Annotated in this window: 23 protein-coding genes; 7 read left to right on the top strand and 16 right to left on the bottom strand. The window is 48.0% G+C overall.

All coding sequences use genetic code 11. The features are described 5' to 3' along the window. The first annotated feature begins 7 nt into the window (after positions 1 to 7). On the top strand, positions 8 to 1522 hold the full coding sequence (locus ACTS9Y_RS07790) for a response regulator (RefSeq protein ID WP_442585381.1): 1515 nt from the start codon (positions 8 to 10) through the stop codon (positions 1520 to 1522). A gap of 62 nt (positions 1523 to 1584) precedes the next feature. Here the strand turns inward: ACTS9Y_RS07790 and ACTS9Y_RS07785 are convergent, their stop codons facing one another. The 12 genes from ACTS9Y_RS07785 to ACTS9Y_RS07730 form a co-directional block, all read right to left on the bottom strand. Further along, on the bottom strand, positions 1585 to 2238 hold the full coding sequence (locus tag ACTS9Y_RS07785; RefSeq protein WP_442585380.1) for a hypothetical protein: 654 nt from the start codon (positions 2236 to 2238) through the stop codon (positions 1585 to 1587). Positions 2239 to 2341: 103 nt separating this feature from the next. Continuing rightward, a complete protein-coding gene (locus tag ACTS9Y_RS07780; RefSeq protein WP_442585379.1) occupies positions 2342 to 2485 on the bottom strand; it encodes a hypothetical protein in 144 nt (47 codons plus the stop codon). A gap of 355 nt (positions 2486 to 2840) precedes the next feature. Next, on the bottom strand, positions 2841 to 3395 hold the full coding sequence (gene pal / locus ACTS9Y_RS07775) for a peptidoglycan-associated lipoprotein Pal (RefSeq protein WP_442585378.1): 555 nt from the start codon (positions 3393 to 3395) through the stop codon (positions 2841 to 2843). An 86-nt stretch (positions 3396 to 3481) separates the two neighbouring features. Beyond that, positions 3482 to 3835, bottom strand: a complete 354-nt coding sequence (locus ACTS9Y_RS07770; RefSeq protein WP_442585377.1) for a hypothetical protein — start codon at positions 3833 to 3835, stop codon at positions 3482 to 3484. A gap of 68 nt (positions 3836 to 3903) precedes the next feature. Beyond that, complete coding sequence (locus ACTS9Y_RS07765) at positions 3904 to 4059, bottom strand: DUF3309 family protein (protein WP_379034328.1); 156 nt, start codon at positions 4057 to 4059, stop codon at positions 3904 to 3906. Between the two features lie 326 nt (positions 4060 to 4385). Further along, positions 4386 to 6032, bottom strand: coding sequence for a hybrid sensor histidine kinase/response regulator (locus tag ACTS9Y_RS07760; protein ID WP_442585376.1), 1647 nt, complete (start codon positions 6030 to 6032; stop codon positions 4386 to 4388). Further along, the gene (locus ACTS9Y_RS07755; RefSeq protein ID WP_442585375.1) at positions 6032 to 6658 is read right to left on the bottom strand and encodes an MEDS domain-containing protein; all 627 of its coding nucleotides are present in this window, start codon (positions 6656 to 6658) and stop codon (positions 6032 to 6034) included. Before ACTS9Y_RS07755 ends, ACTS9Y_RS07760 begins: the two co-directional genes overlap by 1 nt. A gap of 268 nt (positions 6659 to 6926) precedes the next feature. After that, the gene (locus ACTS9Y_RS07750) at positions 6927 to 7346 is read right to left on the bottom strand and encodes a hypothetical protein (protein WP_442585374.1); all 420 of its coding nucleotides are present in this window, start codon (positions 7344 to 7346) and stop codon (positions 6927 to 6929) included. Positions 7347 to 7419: 73 nt separating this feature from the next. After that, positions 7420 to 8130, bottom strand: coding sequence for an MBL fold metallo-hydrolase (locus ACTS9Y_RS07745; protein WP_442585373.1), 711 nt, complete (start codon positions 8128 to 8130; stop codon positions 7420 to 7422). A 148-nt stretch (positions 8131 to 8278) separates the two neighbouring features. Further along, on the bottom strand, positions 8279 to 8536 hold the full coding sequence (locus tag ACTS9Y_RS07740; protein ID WP_442585372.1) for a hypothetical protein: 258 nt from the start codon (positions 8534 to 8536) through the stop codon (positions 8279 to 8281). 123 nt (positions 8537 to 8659) lie between these two features. Next, a complete protein-coding gene (locus ACTS9Y_RS07735) occupies positions 8660 to 9034 on the bottom strand; it encodes a hypothetical protein (RefSeq protein WP_442585371.1) in 375 nt (124 codons plus the stop codon). Positions 9035 to 9185: 151 nt separating this feature from the next. Continuing rightward, positions 9186 to 9521: a hypothetical protein gene (locus tag ACTS9Y_RS07730; protein ID WP_442585370.1), complete on the bottom strand. Its 336-nt coding sequence runs from the start codon at positions 9519 to 9521 to the stop codon at positions 9186 to 9188. Between the two features lie 377 nt (positions 9522 to 9898). Between ACTS9Y_RS07730 and ACTS9Y_RS07725 the strand changes: the two genes are divergently transcribed. Then, a complete protein-coding gene (locus tag ACTS9Y_RS07725) occupies positions 9899 to 10738 on the top strand; it encodes an EAL domain-containing protein (protein ID WP_442585369.1) in 840 nt (279 codons plus the stop codon). 64 nt (positions 10739 to 10802) lie between these two features. On the opposite strand, the gene ACTS9Y_RS07720 is transcribed toward ACTS9Y_RS07725, so the two are convergent. From ACTS9Y_RS07720 to ACTS9Y_RS07705, 4 genes are all read right to left on the bottom strand, one after another. Continuing rightward, positions 10803 to 11318: a class IV adenylate cyclase gene (locus ACTS9Y_RS07720; RefSeq protein ID WP_442585368.1), complete on the bottom strand. Its 516-nt coding sequence runs from the start codon at positions 11316 to 11318 to the stop codon at positions 10803 to 10805. A 148-nt stretch (positions 11319 to 11466) separates the two neighbouring features. Continuing rightward, on the bottom strand, positions 11467 to 11943 hold the full coding sequence (locus ACTS9Y_RS07715) for an acyloxyacyl hydrolase (RefSeq protein ID WP_442585367.1): 477 nt from the start codon (positions 11941 to 11943) through the stop codon (positions 11467 to 11469). A 2-nt stretch (positions 11944 to 11945) separates the two neighbouring features. Next, the gene (locus ACTS9Y_RS07710; RefSeq protein ID WP_442585366.1) at positions 11946 to 12365 is read right to left on the bottom strand and encodes a CBS domain-containing protein; all 420 of its coding nucleotides are present in this window, start codon (positions 12363 to 12365) and stop codon (positions 11946 to 11948) included. 354 nt (positions 12366 to 12719) lie between these two features. Beyond that, a complete protein-coding gene (locus ACTS9Y_RS07705; protein WP_442585365.1) occupies positions 12720 to 12953 on the bottom strand; it encodes a hypothetical protein in 234 nt (77 codons plus the stop codon). 397 nt (positions 12954 to 13350) lie between these two features. Here ACTS9Y_RS07705 and ACTS9Y_RS07700 point away from each other — a divergent pair, with 397 nt between their 5' ends. The 5 genes from ACTS9Y_RS07700 to ACTS9Y_RS07680 all read left to right on the top strand — a co-directional run bounded on the left by ACTS9Y_RS07700 (position 13351) and on the right by ACTS9Y_RS07680 (position 18299). Then, a complete protein-coding gene (locus tag ACTS9Y_RS07700) occupies positions 13351 to 15000 on the top strand; it encodes a histidine kinase famiy protein (RefSeq protein WP_442585364.1) in 1650 nt (549 codons plus the stop codon). 628 nt (positions 15001 to 15628) lie between these two features. Then, the gene (locus ACTS9Y_RS07695; protein ID WP_442585363.1) at positions 15629 to 16768 is read left to right on the top strand and encodes a diguanylate cyclase domain-containing protein; all 1140 of its coding nucleotides are present in this window, start codon (positions 15629 to 15631) and stop codon (positions 16766 to 16768) included. A gap of 360 nt (positions 16769 to 17128) precedes the next feature. After that, positions 17129 to 17311, top strand: a complete 183-nt coding sequence (locus tag ACTS9Y_RS07690; protein ID WP_442585362.1) for a Flp family type IVb pilin — start codon at positions 17129 to 17131, stop codon at positions 17309 to 17311. 50 nt (positions 17312 to 17361) lie between these two features. Beyond that, a complete protein-coding gene (locus ACTS9Y_RS07685) occupies positions 17362 to 17811 on the top strand; it encodes a prepilin peptidase (RefSeq protein WP_442585361.1) in 450 nt (149 codons plus the stop codon). Then, entirely contained in the window at positions 17808 to 18299 is a 492-nt protein-coding gene (locus ACTS9Y_RS07680; protein WP_442585360.1) for a TadE/TadG family type IV pilus assembly protein, read from the top strand. Before ACTS9Y_RS07685 ends, ACTS9Y_RS07680 begins: the two co-directional genes overlap by 4 nt. The last annotated feature ends 21 nt before the right edge of the window (positions 18300 to 18320 follow it).

Below are 18320 nucleotides of genomic sequence, written 5' to 3'. Positions count from 1 at the left end.
GGTTGGAATGATCAGAAATCACACATTCAGTGATTTCTTAATCTTAAATGTGGATGACACCGATGCCACCCGCTATGCAAAATCACGGGTGCTGATTAAAGCCGGATTCAGGGTGATAGAAGCAGCCAACGGCGCAGATGCGCTGGCCATGGCTAAAAGCGAGCAACCTAACCTTATCTTGCTGGATACCCGCTTGCCGGATATCAATGGCTTTGAGGTGTGCAGGAGATTAAAGTCAGAAGCTGCAACTGACTCGATTGCCATCCTGCAAACCTCGGCTTCTTTTATCACACTGGTAGATAAGATCAACGGCATTGAGTGCGGCGCGGATAATTACCTGTTTGAACCGATAGAGCCTGAAGAGCTGGTGGTCAATATCAAAGCCCTGCTCAGGTTAAGCCTGGCAGAGCAGGATGTGCGCGAAATCGATAAGCGTAAGGATATCTTCCTCGCCACGCTTGCGCATGAACTGCGCAACCCTTTGGGCCCGATCAGGAACTCCATCAAGCTACTCAAGACCATCAACTCAACGCTTAATGCCAAAGAGCTGGGGCTGCTGGATATCATTTCGCGGCAAACAGACCAGATGGTGAAACTGGTAGATGATCTGCTCGACGTGTCAAGAATCTCGCAGGGCAAGATATCTCTCGATATTGAGACGCTGAATGTATGCGACTTTGTGGAAGCCGCCGCTGAAAGCAGCAGCAATCTAATTACAGACCGTGGCCATCAACTTACGATCAACATCGTTTCTGAACCTCTATGGGTATCAGGCGATAAGGTGCGCCTGATCCAGATCATCAGCAACCTGATCAATAATGCAGCCAAGTTCACGCCTTCTGGCGGGCTGATTACGATTGATGTGGTCAGGGATGCGCACTGTGTGCTGATCAAAGTCTCCGATAACGGCATCGGCCTGGATGCAGATCACCTGCAAAATATTTTTGAGCTGTTTGTGCAGCATGCCCATACCGAAGAACGCGCACAGGAAGGCCTGGGCATCGGGCTGGCGCTGGTTAAAAACCTGACTGACCTGCATCACGGCGAGATCCGTGTTTCCAGCCCTGGCACTCATCAGGGCAGCACTTTTACCGTGGCACTCACACTGGTAGAAGCACCACAAAGCGAAGCACAATCGGTAGCAACGCAATCCTCACCCAGAAAAAATGCACGCGTCCTGGTGGTTGACGATAATGAGGATGCTGCCAGCACACTCTCAACGCTATTAGAATTAGCGGGTAATGAAGTGAGAAGCGCCAATTCGGGTAAACAAGGCCTGGCCGCTGCCAAAGAGTTTCAGCCCAGTATTATCTTTCTGGATATCGGGTTACCGGATATGACAGGCTACGAAGTCGCGCAAGAAATCCGCAAAACCGAGCACATCAGCAAATGCTATTTAATCGCGTTGACGGGCTATGGCACCGAGGCTGACCGTAAGATGGCTCTGGATGCTGGCTTCGACCTGCATCTCACCAAACCGCTGGATTATGAAAAGATAGAGTCTATCAATCTCGGGCTGTAAAGCCGGGCTTGCGCATTTCACGGCCTGTTTCAGCTTTGTGCATCACAATGCTTTGATCAAATCTAAGCAAGATTTGAGATCACAACCCGCTGCTGTTCCTTTAAAAATTGCGCGTCCTCGCAGATCAGCTGAATAGCCTCCCAATCCACAAACACGCCCTCGCAATTCACCGTTGTGGCCTCACCCTCGGTGGGCTGCAGAGTCATCTCTATCACTAAATCCTCTGCCACTTGTTTCGTTGATAGGGTCACTTTTGCCGTTTTTTCAGTGGTGTCTATATAGGTTAAAACACAAGCAACAAACACCTGCCTGACTTTGCTCACCTTGACCAGCGACTGTGAGTCGATCAGGTTGTGAAAAAAGACATTGCTGGTATAAATATCCATTTTAAGCAAATCCAGGCACTCTTCTACAACTTCATTTAAAGCCTGAACACTTTCATTATCTGGATTCAACCAGCTGAAAAGATCTAAGGTGGCGGCGGTAGCGGCGTTCAATGATGCCTTCATTTCTTGTAACCGGTTTAAGAGAAACTCAGGTTCAGTTTGACCCGCCTGTATTTTTTTACTCAGTAAATGCGAGAGCAATGCAATCGGTTGCATACGCCCCAGCATACGATGACGGAATCCGGGTGCGAGACGTTTAATGATCTCAAAACGAAGTGCAGTCGCTGAGAGAGGCGCCGTGGCTGAGACATGATTAGGAATGACGGTCATGTGATTTTCAATCTTGTGTGCATGCTTTTTGGGGTCTTGACTTGGGGGTTTGGCTAATGCTGGCATTGGCCAAGTGTGTGTATATTTTCCTTTAGACGAACAGTCAGCTCAGCACTATTCCTATCATCAGGATGGTGGTAATAAAAATAATAAACATCATTAATACAGACGCAGCCACCGCCCCTGCTGAAATAGCCATGGTGGCAATGGTGTTTAATTTTTCTTTACTGAGATAAGCTTTTGCCATAGCGAGCCTGATATTTCACTTTCTAATACGTTTAATTTTCTAAACCGAATCATGCTGCATACCATCATCGTGGTGTAGCGCACTCCGGCTGAGTTTACTGTAAGAATATATGTACTAAGTAATTGATTAATTGGATATTAATGCAAGATTTTTTATAAAAAAATCCCCACCGGAGTGGGGAGTAAGATTTGGGGGTCTCAGGGAACACAGAAGCGCTCTAAGCCAGCCACTTCTGCTAACGCTATATTCTCAGCTTGCATGGCTTTGCAATATAGATAAAGCGCTGATTCGAAAGTAGGCGCTATCTGACAAGACTACGCGAACGCAATTTTAGGCGCCCTTGATCTTAGATATGTTACTGGCCCGAATACACCACATCCACGCGTCTGTCATGCTGGAAGCACTCCTCCTCGCCACAATTTTGCTTGGAGCGCTCTTCACCGTAGCTCACTGTTTCAATCTGTTGCTCACTCACGCCTTCAATGCTGAGTGCATTTTTTACAGCGACTGCACGACGCTGACCTAAGGCCAGATTGTATTCATGGGTACCGCGCTCGTCGGTATTACCCTGCACCACCACTTTGGTTTGGGGATGTGCCACTAGGTATTTTGCGTGATTGGAAATCAGAGCACGATATTCATCACGAATGGCATCACTATCGTAATCAAAGAAAATCTGGCGTTTTGCCAGCTCAGAGGCGCTGAGCTGATCTTTGCTTGAATCTACCTCTACCGTTTTGATGGTGATCTTATTCGGCGCCGCAGGTGTTTCAGCGCTGCGATTGTCCTGCGTGGCAGGGATGGGGCGCGTCACGCTGGAACCTTCATTGACGGCCGGATTCATAGGCGTGCTTTTACAAGCAGATAACACTAGCGCCAGTGCAGCTATTTTCCACAGATCATTTGTCATGTTTTTTCCTTGAAATAGATCGTTATAAAATCATCAGAAGCCATCGTCATTCAACGCTCAAGGCGCAGATAAAAAACGGCCAGCAGTCAGGTAGGTTCAGCAAAAGAATTCATGAAATCTGCACTGTATAGCGCATCCGAAAAATGCGCTGCTTCGTCTTTTTGTGACTGGGGTTGAATACTCTTCACTTTTTCAGGCACGGGTGTTTCCCATGCGTTTCCTGACAAATCATTCCCTGTCAGGCTGGTGGAAACCCAGGCCCTGTCACTGGGAATATTCCAGTTGGCATCGTTAGAGACATAGGAAGAGATCAGCAGGAACAACAGCGCGGCGATAATGCCAACGGTAACACTTGCCAAAGAAACACCACTGCGCACTTCAGTAGGACCATTGTGGACTTCGCCTGAACGATATCCACCAACACTATCAGCTTGACTCATGATGAAACCTCCCTGATTGACTTGGTACCGGATTGATTTGGTATTAGCGACAGCCGATTTAAGGGTAATTACGCTCCGCCTGTCAGCGCCAGAATAATCAATATGAGAAGCACCAGACCAAGACCGCCACTTGGGTAATAACCCCATTTAGCGCTATGTGGCCAGGTTGGCAAGGCTCCGATGAGAGCAAGAATTAACAGCACGATCAAAATGGTATGCAGCATAAACTTCTCCTAAAACCTCATCAACATGTGTAAAAGATTGGGGTATCGATTCGATTGATAAATCAACACATCCGCCCAATGTCTGGAGGCTTAATCATGCAGGCTTTGCCATAAACCCTCTATACCGTTTCAGCTGAATTTGACGTAGGAATCTTCGGACAAGAAAACAAAAGACCCAACGCATTCGCATTGGGTCTTTTGTTTGTTTTTTCGGGCTGGAGCATCACTTTACGTTGTGATCGCTATATTAGATTCTCTTACAACATAACTAAGTGACAGAGCGGCTCATAACAATACAGGGTGGCACTAAGCTAATACATCATGCCTTACATAGGCTGGTCATCCAGATTAGAAAGTGCTTCTTCCAATGCCTCTAGCGCAATCGGTTTGGTCAGGTGGATATCAAAACCGGCCTGTTTCGACATGGTAATGTCTTTTTGCTGGCCGTAGCCGGTGAGCGCGATCATGAACGGTGCCTGACGTGCGTTTTTCTTGATCAGGGTGGCCAGCTCGTAGCCGGTCATGCCTGGCAAACCGATATCGAGGATCACAATATCGGGGTCAAATTCGGGCATCACCAATAGCGCATCGTTGGGGTGCGTAGCGGTAGTAGTGACGTAGCCTATCAGCTCCAGGTATTCAGCCAGGGTTTGCACTGCATCGACATTGTCATCGACCAACAGGATTTTTTTCGGCGATACCGTATGAATAGATTTCTCAGCGATGACTTCCATTGGGTCAGCATCATGCGCGATAGGCAGCAGCACTGAGAATTTAGCACCATGCCCTTCCACACTTTCAACCTGCACCCGGCCATGATGCAATTCGACCAGGCTTTTCACCACCGACAAACCGATGCCCAAACCGCCTTGTGACCTTTCCAGGGTTTGCCTGCCTTGCTCAAACATATTGAATATATTGGGCAGCAGCTCGGCCGGAATACCGGGGCCTTGATCCTGGATGGCGATTTCAATCATGTTGCCGCTAAGCATGGAGCTGACATAGATATGTCCGCCTTCTCCCATGAATTTAGCGGCATTATTCAACAAGTTGCTGAAAATCTGGATCAAGCGGTAAGCGTCACCACGGACAAAATGCGGATGTTCGCCGGATAAGCTTTTGCTAAAATGATGCCGCTTTTCATTGAGCAGTGGCGTACAGTTTTCAATGGCCCTGGCGAGCACCTCATACAAGTCCACCAAGTCATTGTTCAAAGTGGTTTTACCCGCCGTAATGCGCGAGATATCGAGCAAATCATCCACCAGCTGCGCCAAATGCTTGGCTTGTCGGTCAATGATCTGCAGTTCGTTAGGCAAATCCCCTTTGTTTTTGATCTTCAGGATATCCAGCGACATCATGATAGGCGCGAGCGGGTTTCTCAGCTCATGGCCGAGAATCGCCATAAATTCATCTTTGGCGCGGTTGGCTCTTTCAGTTTCCTGCTGCGCCCTGGCTGTCAAAATGCCAGTGCCTGCCAGCGTGATAGCTGCGCGGATAAATGCCAGGTCAGTCAATGAAGGGAAATCAGGTTTCTCCGAACCAAACCAGATGGTGCCCGCCGTAGGCCCGTAACCAAGCCTGAGTTTGATCAACTGCAGCGTCTCGCCACGCAACGCATGCGCATAAGGCTTGGCTTCCTGCATGGGGAGCACTTTGAGATCATTTAATACTGACTGCCAGGCACCGAGTTGATGACCTGATTCAAACTGGTGACCCCACATCAACGAGGCGTAGCTTACATTTGGCTCTAGCTGAACCTCAGAGTAAATGAACCGTATCGGTAACGTGCGCTCAATCGCTTCAAACGTTAACTTGAGAATAGCCTGCCCACTACGACCTACCCATAAGCCAGGCAGCGCGAGCAAACCCATCATATTGCGCAAGGTGTCAGATAATTCAGAAGGAATGACCTGGTCACCAGGCTTTAATGGCGAGTTTACCAATTTGAGGTAACTGACCTTATTCTCTTCCATTATGCGTAAGGAGCGCTGCGGGCGTTTAGTTCTTCAAGCATTTGAGACGCAGGCGTGTAGAAAGGGTTTTCCTGAACCACACCATTTACCAGTGTTAAGGGATGCGTCCTCAACAAATCCATCATCATGGAGCCAGACAATTTGGCGATATCGTAGACACAGACCGCAGGTTGCTTATTCACAATTAAAAACTCATTCACTTCCGCCTCATACGAAAGTATGCCGCTGAAATCCATATCTTCCAGAAACACCCAATCCATATCACCCACCACTCTCAAGCGTGGGAAACCGGCTTCAGTGGCTGCATCGCGCGCATCAATCAACTTGGTCAGCATACTTGAGCGTTCAAACCTGCCCTCGCCATTCAGGTATGAGCTTTGCCACGTCATCACTTCCAGCTGACCGGATTCTTCAAGCTCAGGCACATTCATTCCATAGGCATTCAAGCGCGATTTATGACTCTCTTCGTTGGCTGGGTTGACCAGATGTAATGTCTTTTCGCCTTGCCCATGTGCTTCAGCATAAAAAGGCAGTAACACGTCATACTCATCTGCCTTGCTGTTAAAAAATGCACAGACATGAAAATGGTCTGTTAGGGGCGTGCCTGCTAATGTAAAACTGCTCATGATGTGACCCCTGGTTGAGATATGGAAATCTAAGCTTTTTTTAGCTAATTAGCAAGCCAAACCAGCCAGGTTCAGCAGTAGTAAAGTATTGATACTAAAAATAAAAGATGCATTGTGCATGCCGATCAAGCATCGTTGAAACCAGAGCTTTCATAACAGCAATGGTCTCTTGGGAGGGCAAGTGTTTTCTCTCTAAGCATCTTGCCATGAAGAATAGAAAAAACCCAAAGTATCACCTTTGGGTCTGCGTTGTCATGATAGCTAGCAATTACTCTGCCCTCGATTTCAAGTTCTCCAGTAAAGAATACTTTTCCCTATCTATCTCATCTTGCGTTCTGATGCCCATACGCCGTAACACAGGTAATGGCGGACACCATCCTTGCAGGCCGTGTTGCAATAGAAACGGCAACACGATGGCGGGTAATGCCAGCCATTTTTTGTTGATGGTTAAGCCCAGAAACAAGCCGGTCAATGCCAGTGTGGATGCATTCACTTCCAGTACACGTTCCACATCCCACTCTTTCTCTAACGCCAGAATGCGCTTTTTCACTTCCCAGGCTGGCCGGGTTGAAAAGTACTGGATATTACGGTTGGTCACCAGATCGATATGGATATTGATTTCGGCCGCGGTGGAGTTTCTTACCCGGTCGAACTGGTTGGTGTTTCTCACTTGATAATTCACGTCCATGGTGTACTCCTAAATGTTTATCTCTGTGTATGAATAGGCAAACAATGTTTTTAAGCAAAGCGCCAAAATCAGTTCAACTGCCTGCCGCGTGCCTAAGATTGAGCCCCAGCTTCATATTGGCCGGGATGGCTTTATCGATCATTTTTGGTGGGGGCAGATCCAGGGCATCCATGATGCGGATGAATTCTTCGCGGCTTCTACCGGCGATACGCTGATTGTGGCGCCGCTCATGACCTATGGTTGAAAAAGTGTTGCCATCATAGTCATGGCAAGGATAGACCAGTGTTTCATCGGGATAGCTGAATAGCCGCCGTGTGATGCTGTCATAAAGCGCACCCGCATCGCCATTCTGGAAATCGGTTCGACCACAGCCATTGATCAGCAGGCTATCGCCGGTGAACAGTTTTCCGTTCCAGAAATAAGTCATGGCGCCAGCAGTGTGGCCAGGTGTATGGATAGCCTGGATCACCTGCTGCTTGCCAAAGATTAAGGCCTGGCCGTCAGCCAGCTGGATTTCAGCCGCAGTGATTTTGCAATGGGCTGGCGTGGCCGCCCTGGCGCCAGTCAATGAACAAAGCGCGCCTGCAGAAGTAATGTGGTCAGCATGCGCATGCGTTTCAAGGACTAGCTTCAGCTTGAGATGTTCGTTCGCAAGCAGAGTCATATATTGATTTAAATGCTGGTCTACAGGGTCTATGATGACGGCTTCCTTTGTGTCAGCGTCTATCAATAGATAAGTGTAAGTGCTGGATTCATCATCAAAAAATTGATAAAGGTCCTTCATGCCTCATCCCCAAATTTTTCTTGATATCCCTGCTTTTATTTAGCATGGGTTTTGACTTAGCCTGGATACACACCATGTTGTGTCAGGCGTTTTTAATGTGTCGTTCGCAGGCTGTAAATTTAACTGAACAATCACCTGCAAGCTCTACTTACTTTGCAGCAAGCTCATTTGGACTGACTTGCTCGTTTGACGTCAGCTGGATTTCAGTCTGGCTAGTCTCAGACAAAAAAGGTGACTCTGTTTGCGTTTGATTTCCAAACATTGAACCGATCAGCATATCTATTGCAATCAAGCCAATCAGTATGGCAATCAATACTGGCAATACTTTTAATACAGACCAAGCAATCACATTGATGACGCCATTAATGGCACTGGCAACTTCATTAATCACAGTTGAATATGGCATGTTGAAATCCTCTCGAATCAAACGTTCTTAATGAGGTGCATTACCAGTTGGATTAACTCACATGCAGTTTTGACCCATCTCACAGGTGACAAGTTCTACACTGGTAATGCCTCGCCTTTGACCTTAGTGTGTCGTGGCTGGTGGAGCCGCTTCATACTCGGTAGGTTGCACCGGGTTGCCTTTGGTCGTGCCGGCCTTGTCGTCCTTGTTATTCAACACTTTGTTTTTCTTTTTCTTGAACTGAGGGTCAGCGGAACCTTTGTCTGTGCGTTTGTTTTGCTCTTTTACTTGTGGGCTATCTGCATTGCCCAGATTACTGGCATCGTTTGGCACACCATTCTGATTCACATCAGTCGGGCCCTTGTCGGTATAGCGTTGCTGTCTTTCGACTTGCGGCGTCTGTGAAGTGCCCAGTTTGGCGCCGTCATCTTTACTTTCAGCGGCATAAGCAGTCATAGAAACAGTTGAAACAAGCAGTGCAATCAGTAGTTTATTCATTTGAATATCCTTTTAAAATTGAGCGTTAGTTGACTGAAAGTCAGTTCTTTTTAAGCTTGGCTCATTAGATAATGATTTCTCACGCGCATCTATCAGTTCGGCGCCCATTCCATTGTAGGAAGTGACTGACTTGCGCTGACGCAAGCCCTGTTCAAACGCCTTTACTGGAATGACTGATCTTTCTGTCCGGTTGGTCTGAATCAGGCAATTCGGGATCACCTTCCGGATCGATTTCAGGTTCCACATCTTCATCCGGATCAATCTTTCCATCAGGCTCGATGACATCATCCGGGTCTACCACGGCGGGGTTGATGATATCCGGATCGATAGGGTCAGGATTCGTAGGATCCGGAAAGGTGATTTCCGCATCGGTTAAATCGTCAACCGGGTGAGGGTTTGCTAAGTCAATTGACACGACCTTATTTGTGTCTAATCGATACTCGTTTAAGTCCGCCATACGATTGTTTAATTCCTGATTTAAAACCATGACTATCTCCTTTTATTTCCAGACATACTTGCGCATAAAGTAAGTACCCAGAATAAAAGAAGCAACCAACGAAGGTTATCGGTAGCAGGCTGATAACGACGTAAGAATGCCGCTTAGCACATGCATCAGATGCGTATTTGTGAGACTAATCTGACATTAAAATCAGCCTTAGGCCATTGCCACACCAAGGTATTAGAATTACATTTATATCAATTATAAATAGTTGCATATGCTCAAGCCGCTTTAGCAGTGATGAGTACATGTGCAACAGGCGATATTGACTTTATGCTTCCGTATTTTTTATCAGACTATATTTTTTATCAGACTTAACAGCGCTCACCTTTAAGAGCGCTGTGAGGCTTTTTTAAAGGGTCATAATGATGAGTATCGATAGCCACTCCCCTGATGAGTTAATCAGAAAAAACCACGCCGCTAGCGCGCTGGTTCCTAGCGAATCCACCTTAAACAATGCCATTGAGAAGAAGCAGTTTGCATTGTATTACCAGCCACAAATAGATTTACCAACCGGCGAGGTGGTGGGCTTTGAAGGCTTGCTCCGCTGGAAGCACCCGGAACAAGGCATGAAGCTCCCGGAAACCTTTATCCCCGCAGCCGAAGAAACCGGGCAAATCGCCCAGCTCACCCATCTGGTGATAGATACCGGTTTTAAATTCATAGAGAAGCTCAGCCAGAGCTTATCTTTTTCGCTCAACATCTCATCGCAATGTATCAAGGATAATCATCTGGTGGGCACCCTTGATCATTCCTGCCACGAATTCCATATCGATCCGCAACGCGTTGTGCTGGAATTCACCGAAACGGCCACGCTGGAAAACCCGGTTCAGGCAGAAGATATTCTCGGCCAGTTAAAAACCAGCGGCTTCAGACTCGGCATCGATGATGCCGGCACAGGTTATTCGAGTATGCCCAATTTAGGCAGGCTGGCTTTTTCAGAGCTGAAAATCGATAAATCACTGGTGGCCACCATGGAGACGTCATCACAATCGCGCAAATCGATTATCTCCACCATAGAACTGGCAGAAAGCCTAGGCATTGCCACCATTGCCGAAGGCATTGAAAATAGCCTGGAAGCGATTGGTTTGAGGGAACTGGGATGTCAATATGGCCAGGGCTTCTTTTTCGCCCGGCCTATGAATGAAACAGACACTTTGCGATGGCTGGAAAACTGGAATAAAACTCTTAGCCTGCCAATTTAAATTGTGCGCTATGATTGGTGCAGTGGTTAAACACACGACGGCTTGCACCAATCAGCGGCTGGCGTTATTTTTTGCGTGCCAGCATATCCACGTATGAATCTTCAATCAGTTGTTGCGGCGACACGCCTAAATCTGCCATCAGCAAGTAAGCTTCTGCGATGGCATTTTCAGGGCTTTCATCTTCTTCGAGCACCACTTCCAGCTCTAAAAACTCACCCAGGTTTTCAACCCGGTCGAGGTGGATACGTGTCCTGCCACACATGATCAGGGTGCGTTGCTTGATCACACGCCCAATCACACCCTGGCCTGCACTCAATACATTCCTGAGGGTATTCGGTTCACTGGTGGGGGTGACCAGGTAAAAGGATTCTTTAGGCCCGGACTGGTGAGCACGACGATAAAAGATCAGTTCGCCTTTCGCATGATCAAACATGCGCAACTTCAACCGGCCATTGTTACACTGGAAAAAAGTATCGTCCTGGTAAATTTCTACCGGCTTTGAAGTCGCTTGTGCAAGTGCTTTGGGAAGTATTGAACTGACACTTTCGATATTTGCTTTTATTTCTATATTGCGTGCCACTTGTTGTTACCAGAGTTGTCCATGAATAGCGCTAGAGTATATCAAAGACCATGTATATAAATATGGCAAAACATCACATAACGCCTTACTAAATGATGGATTTGCAACACCAGTGCTTAATGTGTGGAATCAGGTTGAGCTGCCACCACTAAAACCGGTAGTGCCAATACAGGCTCACTACCTCTACACCGGGGTTGATGCTATCCAGGTTGGCGTTAGATAAATGACTGACCGCCAGGCCCAGGCTGTTGTTCGGGTTGATGTCTTTGGCGACTTCGAGCTGGGTACGAAACTCCACCGGGTGACCTAAATCAAGGTCACTGCTGCCGCGGCTGTAATAACCCACGCCGACCCCAGGCTTCAGATGCCAACTATCAGCAAATTGCCAATCGTATAGCAGGCCGCCACCTAGCCACACGGTGCCATCGGTCGTGGCCTGCACACCAACCCACGGCTTGAGGTCATCCAGCCATACTGAAGTATCGTATTCATAATCCAGCCTGAAATCGGTGGCTGAATTGGAACCGTCAAAATCATAACTACCCACTGCAAAGCCCAGTGTATCGGCATGTGCATAGCAACAGGTGGCGAAAGCCAGCACTAGAGTCAGCGTGATTTTTTTCATTATTAGCAAGCCATTGAAGTGAGTTGTTGTTTGACGGCGAAGATCCCCTTGATTTTGTTGGTGATGGCCAGATCATCCAGCGACACGATCCCCACTAGGTGATAGCCGCGATCCAGCACCAACAATCTGCGTAGCTGATGTTCAGCCATAAACTGAATCGCATGTTCAGTCGATTGATCAGAGAACACGTATTGGGCTTCAAATGTCATGCATTGCGAAATCTTGATTTCATCGAGTGACAGGCCGTTAGCCAGTGCTTTCACTGCAATGTCACTCACACTCAGCATGCCTATCAACCGATTGTGTTCACAAATGGGCAGCGCGTCATAATCATGTTGCTCCATGATGAGTGCTGCAAATTTAAGGGTTTCGTCTGGCGCTGCAATCAAAACATCCTTGCTCATTACCTGGTTGATGATCATATGTAATCCCTTTATTTAGCATCAGAAATCATTGATGGGCATAAATATGGCGGCCTGTTGAGAGCCACCGCATTGCTGACAACCAGGCGAGGGATCCAGTATGGTTTCCACAGGTGGCATCAACGCTTGTAGATTAATGAGATTGCGTGTCAGGGTTTATCAGAGAGGCGCTGCAAATGGTGTAGGATTTGTCGGACTTGAATTCATGTTTATTAAAATTTGGCAGGCATTAAAAAAGACTCAGCAATCAAGATGAGTCTTTCTAACTAGCACTTTGTTAACTGGCGCTATGTGAGGATGACTAAATATCTGACACTTGCCATAAAGTGCCAGCGTATTTTTCTCAGCAAATCACTACACTGACTTATGCGGAATCAAACTGTCATCCAGAATTTTCCCGGGCTCGATTTCCGGTTCAATGGCCGGGTCTTTCTCTGGATCAACACCTGGAATCTTGCCGGGCTCAATCTCTGGGGTGGTCGGCGGGCTGCCAGTGTTTCCGTCATTACTTCTGTTAAGGTTGAGATCATGGTCATTGGCAGGGTTTTTACCTGCGCCTTCGATCACACTTTTGGGGTCTGTTGCCATTTTTTATCTCCTTGTTCCAGGTCATTTGCTATATCAACTCTTGGCATATTCGCCAATGTGAATGCATCATAAAGACAGGTGCAGGAAACCTTTATCAGCTAACGGCTGAAAGCGTTGTAAGAATTTAAGCGGATGGCGCCGGGCAGACTCTGCGCCGAACTTTGGAAAATATACCGGGTCTTTATCGGTAAGTGCATATTGATAACTGCGTTATTTATAGTCGCGTATTCACGACTTATAGTCCACCGCTTCTGACAGAAAAATAGCGGCTTTATCTGTAATATACCGACGCTGATATTTACAAAAATCAAGTATTAATATACGCAAGCCATTGATTAATTGAATAAATAATACAAATATCCATCAATAATTACCGCAATAAATACTAATAAATTTTATGAGCAAACACCCAGAAAAGCCTTCGCATTCGCAAGGCGCTACTATCGAAGTCACCGAATATCACAACGACGCGATCACCGAGCATAAAGACGACATCTTTTTTGCGGCGATTGAAAGCACGCGCATGCCCATGCTGGTGACTGACCCCAGGCAGCCAGATAATCCTATCGTGTTTGCGAATAAGGCGTTTATCTCTATGAGCGGGTACACGGCGGAGGAAATCTTCGGCCATAACTGTCGCTTTCTGCAAGGGCCGGACACTGACCCGCATACAGTGACTTCGATACGTGAGGCGATCGCTTCACGCACCGAAATCACTACAGAGATCCTCAATTACCGCAAGGACGGCTCTTCGTTCTGGAATGCCTTGTTCATTTCGCCGGTATATAACAAGAAAAAAGAACTGGTGTATTACTTTGCCTCGCAACTGGATGTGAGCCGCCGCCGCGACGCTGAAGATGCCTTGACGCAAGCACAGAAAATGGAAGCACTGGGCCAGCTGACAGGCGGCATTTCGCATGACTTTAATAACTTTCTGCAAGTAATGTCTGGCCATGTTGATATCCTTAACCTGAAAATCAGCAGACAACAAGCCGATGACGCCACTATCCTGCGTGGCCTGGACAGCATACGTAGCGCAGTGACCAAAGCCTCGGCACTGACGCAGCAGTTGCTGGCTTTTGCCCGCAAGCAACGCCTGGAAGGCCGTATTGTTAACCTGAACAACGTCGCGCAAGGCATCAGTGACCTGGTACTCAAAACCTTGGGGCATGAGATCTCCCTGCAACGTGAACTCGAGCCTGACCTGTATAACTGCCAGCTGGACCCTACCCAGCTGGAAGCCTGCATGATCAATGTGCTGGTCAATGCGCGCGATGCCATGCCTAAAGGCGGCAAAGTCACACTCATTACTGAAAATGTCATTGTGACGCCGCAAGATATCAGCGCCTATGCGGGTTTGCCACCAGGACGTTATGTCTCTATCGCCATCACTGACACCGGTACCGGTATTCCGCCAGAAATATTGAATCGTGTCATGGACCCGTTTTTCACTACCAAAGAAGAAGGCAAAGGCACTGGCCTGGGCCTTTCCATGGTGTATGGCTTTGCCAAACAATCCGGTGGTACCGCCACGATTTATTCAGAGCTGGATGTAGGCACCACAGTGCGTATGTACTTCAAGGCGACTGACCAGACGCGTCACCCTGACCTTGCCGCAGGCAAAAGCCCGATCGACCGTGGCGGCAAAGAAACTGTATTGGTGGTGGATGACAGGCCGGAAGTCTCTGAACTGGCGATGGAAATGCTATTGACGCTGGGTTATGAAGTGATTGTGTCTAATAGTGCAACCGAAGCCATCAACACCACCAAAAAGCTGATAGAAAAAAACCAGCCACCCCAATTGCTGTTTTCTGACATCATCATGCCGGGCGGCATCAACGGTATTTTGCTGGCAAGAGAATTACGCAAACTGATTCCTAACTTACCAGTACTACTGACCACCGGTTATGCCGGATCACCCGATAAAGAGCAGGATCAGGGCGTAGAATTTGAAGTGCTGACCAAGCCATACAAAATGACAGACCTCGCCAAAAAAGTACGCACCGTGCTGGAAGGGCCCACGGTATTACAAAAACGCGGCCGATAAGCTGGCATCAGCATTAGCCTGTCATTAATCAACACCGGTGATGACTATCTTGTCATACCATAGACCACTGCATGATGATTGCAAGTGATAGGCTAACTCGTGTAATGGTCGCTCACGTTCAATGCCTGAATCAGTCATTCTTTCGTCTCATAAGCATCTCCCAGTCGCTTAAATAACGATACGCCAAACTAAGCGGGATCTGGCCTGCAACATATTTTTCCATGCGGATATCAGCCCTTCACGGCACTGTGCAAGGTGATTTGCCTTGAATAACTGAGCCAACGCATAGTGTATCAGCCGCACAGCAAACATCTCCCCGACTGCCACCGATACCGCCCGTTGCAGCACCGGCACTCAAGCTTTTGTCTCATCACTCAACGCACACAACGCAGATCAGGCAAGCACCTCAAGCGGCACCGCACCTGGCAGCATGGATTTGAAGCATAGGCGCATCATTCAAGCTATATAAAAGAATAACCTTCAATTCTCACAGGGTGACAGGCATAGCCTTAAAAAATGCAGCATAATAACCACAATCCTTAACATATCGGGAATCATCTTCAATTTATTTTACCCCGTCAGAAAATCGTCGCCCACCTTTAAAAGCCTATAAGAACAGGATTGGATTTTGATCAAAAAAACAAGAGAAAATGCTATCAAGAACCTGGAATTCGATCCGCATGCGCTTGCCTGCGAAGAGTTGCGTCATGTCTACCGCGGTAAAAATAGCAGCAAGTTAATCGTGCTGTTCAGTGGCTTTATTGCCGCAGCGATGCTGGCCTGGGATATCGGGATTATTTATGGATGCGCATGGTATGCCTGGTTGCTGGTGGCCCATGCCTGGCACTGGTGGCTGGGACGCCTGGATTTTGCTTCTGCCAATATCAGTGCCGAATTGGCGCGGATCAACCGCCATGTCACCGCCGCTGCGTTTGCCGGGCTGGGCTGGGGTGCGCTCTCGATCGCGCTGCCTTTATTAAGCCGGCCAAGCAAAGCGGCCATTCTGATCATCATGCTCATCGGCGTGATTGTGGCGCTGCCACGGCTGGTCGTGTTCTTGCCTATCTTTTTTGCCTTTGCCGCTGGCGTATACGTGCCACTCCTGCTGGCGACACCGTTCCTGGATTTTGAAACCTTGCACATGGTAATGGTGATGCTGGTCGTGGTGGGTGCGGCCTTGTCGGCATCGGCCAGCGAGGTGCGCAAGATATTGATCGACGTTCTGCTGAAACAAGTCTCGTCAGAGCAGGCATCTTGGGAGGACAAGCTGACCGGCATTGGTAACCGGCGGAGCTTTGATGTCAATTTTACCAATCATTGGGCGCAGGCCTGCCGCTCTAAAGTACCGCTGTCACTGATGATGGTGGATGTGGATTTTTTCAAAAAATTCAATGACAACTATGGCCACCAGGCAGGAGATGACTGCTTGCGTCAGGTGGCGCAGGCACTGGACGGTTGTGCACGTCGCGCGGGCGACTCCGTCACCCGTTATGGTGGCGAAGAATTTGCCGTGGTGCTTTTTCACACCTCGTTAAACGAGGCGCAACACATCAGCGACAACATGCTGAACGCCATCCGTAAACTTACGATTCCACACGCACAATCCCCGCATGAGATCGTCACTATCTCTATGGGCATCGCCACGATATTGCCTACCCCGCACGGCGACATGCAACAGTTTGTAGAAGCAGCAGATAAATGCCTGTATCGCGCAAAAGAGCACGGCCGTAACCGCGCGGAGTGGCAAATAGTGAATCAAGTCAAATAAACAACCGTCCCCACGCCACAAAAAATGGGATGCATTGTCATAATTTGTCATGTTTGAGACAAAATATGTGAACACGCGCATGCCATTACTGTGGCGAACTCCCAATAAAATTTAAACAAAATATATTTAAATCAATTAGTTACCTCGTTTTTGACGAATATTTACATTCATGGCACGCAAGTTGCTAATTACATTGAGAGCAATATATGCTCGGGCAGAAAAAAAGTAGCAAAGTGTCGTTTTTCAGGGTTCCACTTTTGCTTGCCGATCAAAGTACCTTACGAGTACTGACTTTTTTCAAAATTGTATGAATGGGGGTATTTAACAATACCTCGTAAACCAATTTCTCGGGGAATCCAGATGTTAAATTCGATCAAAACAGCTTTTGTAAACTTCATTTCTGACGAAGAAGGTGCCAGCGCCATCGAGTATGCATTGATTGCAGCCATGGTTGCGATTGCGCTTATCAGCTTTATCACACCGATTAATGACGCGATCAAAGATATATTCGATCGAATCTCGACTGCACTGGGTACTGTTTAGCGCCATGACATAGCCAGTAGCCTCTGGGAATCAATCACAGCATGCATAGTATGACTATCGCAGAAATGGTTGTGGTTGCCTGGTGCCTGTGTGTCATTCTGACCGACATGCATGCCAGACGCATCCCGAATAGCCTGAGTTTAGGGATGTGCCTGATCGCCCTCTGCTGGCTGCTGATTACCAGCCATTCCATGCTCAATGCCACTGTGCAATCTGCCGCACTTGGGGCAGCCATTAGCCTGCTATTGACACTACCCGCCTATGCCGCCCGCCTGCTGGGTGCTGGCGATGTCAAATTATTGCTGGCGATTGCTCTGGTGAGTGGTGGCTATTTCACGCTGTTTGCCTTTGTCATTGCAGCCTTTCTTGCAGTGACCTTAGGCGCAGTTTGCTTCCTTGTTACCCGGTTACGCGCACGACCTCTCACCCGCAGAAAGTGGTTGCCGTTTGGCGCTGCCCTGAGCGTGGGCCTGCTAATGGCAATAGGAATAACCAAATGATGATCACCAAACGAAACACTCGCCGTCTGCAAGGTTTACAGCCACAACAGGGCGCCGTAGCCATCGAATTCATGATGCTATTCATGCTGTTTTTTGCGCTGTTTTATGCCATGGTCAACTACGCCATGGTGATGCTGATGCAATCTGCTTTTGCCCACGCGGCAGAAGAAGGCGCGCGCGCGGCCATCGCGGTAGACCGCCTGGCGTTTGCCAATAACCTGGCTTACCTCAGCAGTGGTGTAGACCCCAAGGTACGCAGTGTGGTGGGCGACGCGCTGAATTGGTTACCAGCAAAGCCCAAAGACAAAGTACTGGGCGCTGGTAACAGCCGGGTGCAACTGAGCATGAGCGGCAACCAGCTGACAGTCAGCGTTGTTTACAGCGGTTATGCCGCTGATCCGTTGATCCCTATGCTGACCTTGCCCATCATCGGCCAGATCCCCAAAGTGCCGGCCGATCTGGCGGGCAAAGCAGTGATCGAACTTTAAATGTATTCAGTAAAGGATTAG

The sequence above is a fragment of the Methylophilus sp. genome (assembly GCF_052173275.1).
Lineage (GTDB): Bacteria > Pseudomonadota > Gammaproteobacteria > Burkholderiales > Methylophilaceae > Methylophilus.
The sequence above is the reverse complement of the archived record's forward strand: the minus strand, read 5'-3'. Positions and strand labels throughout refer to the sequence as shown.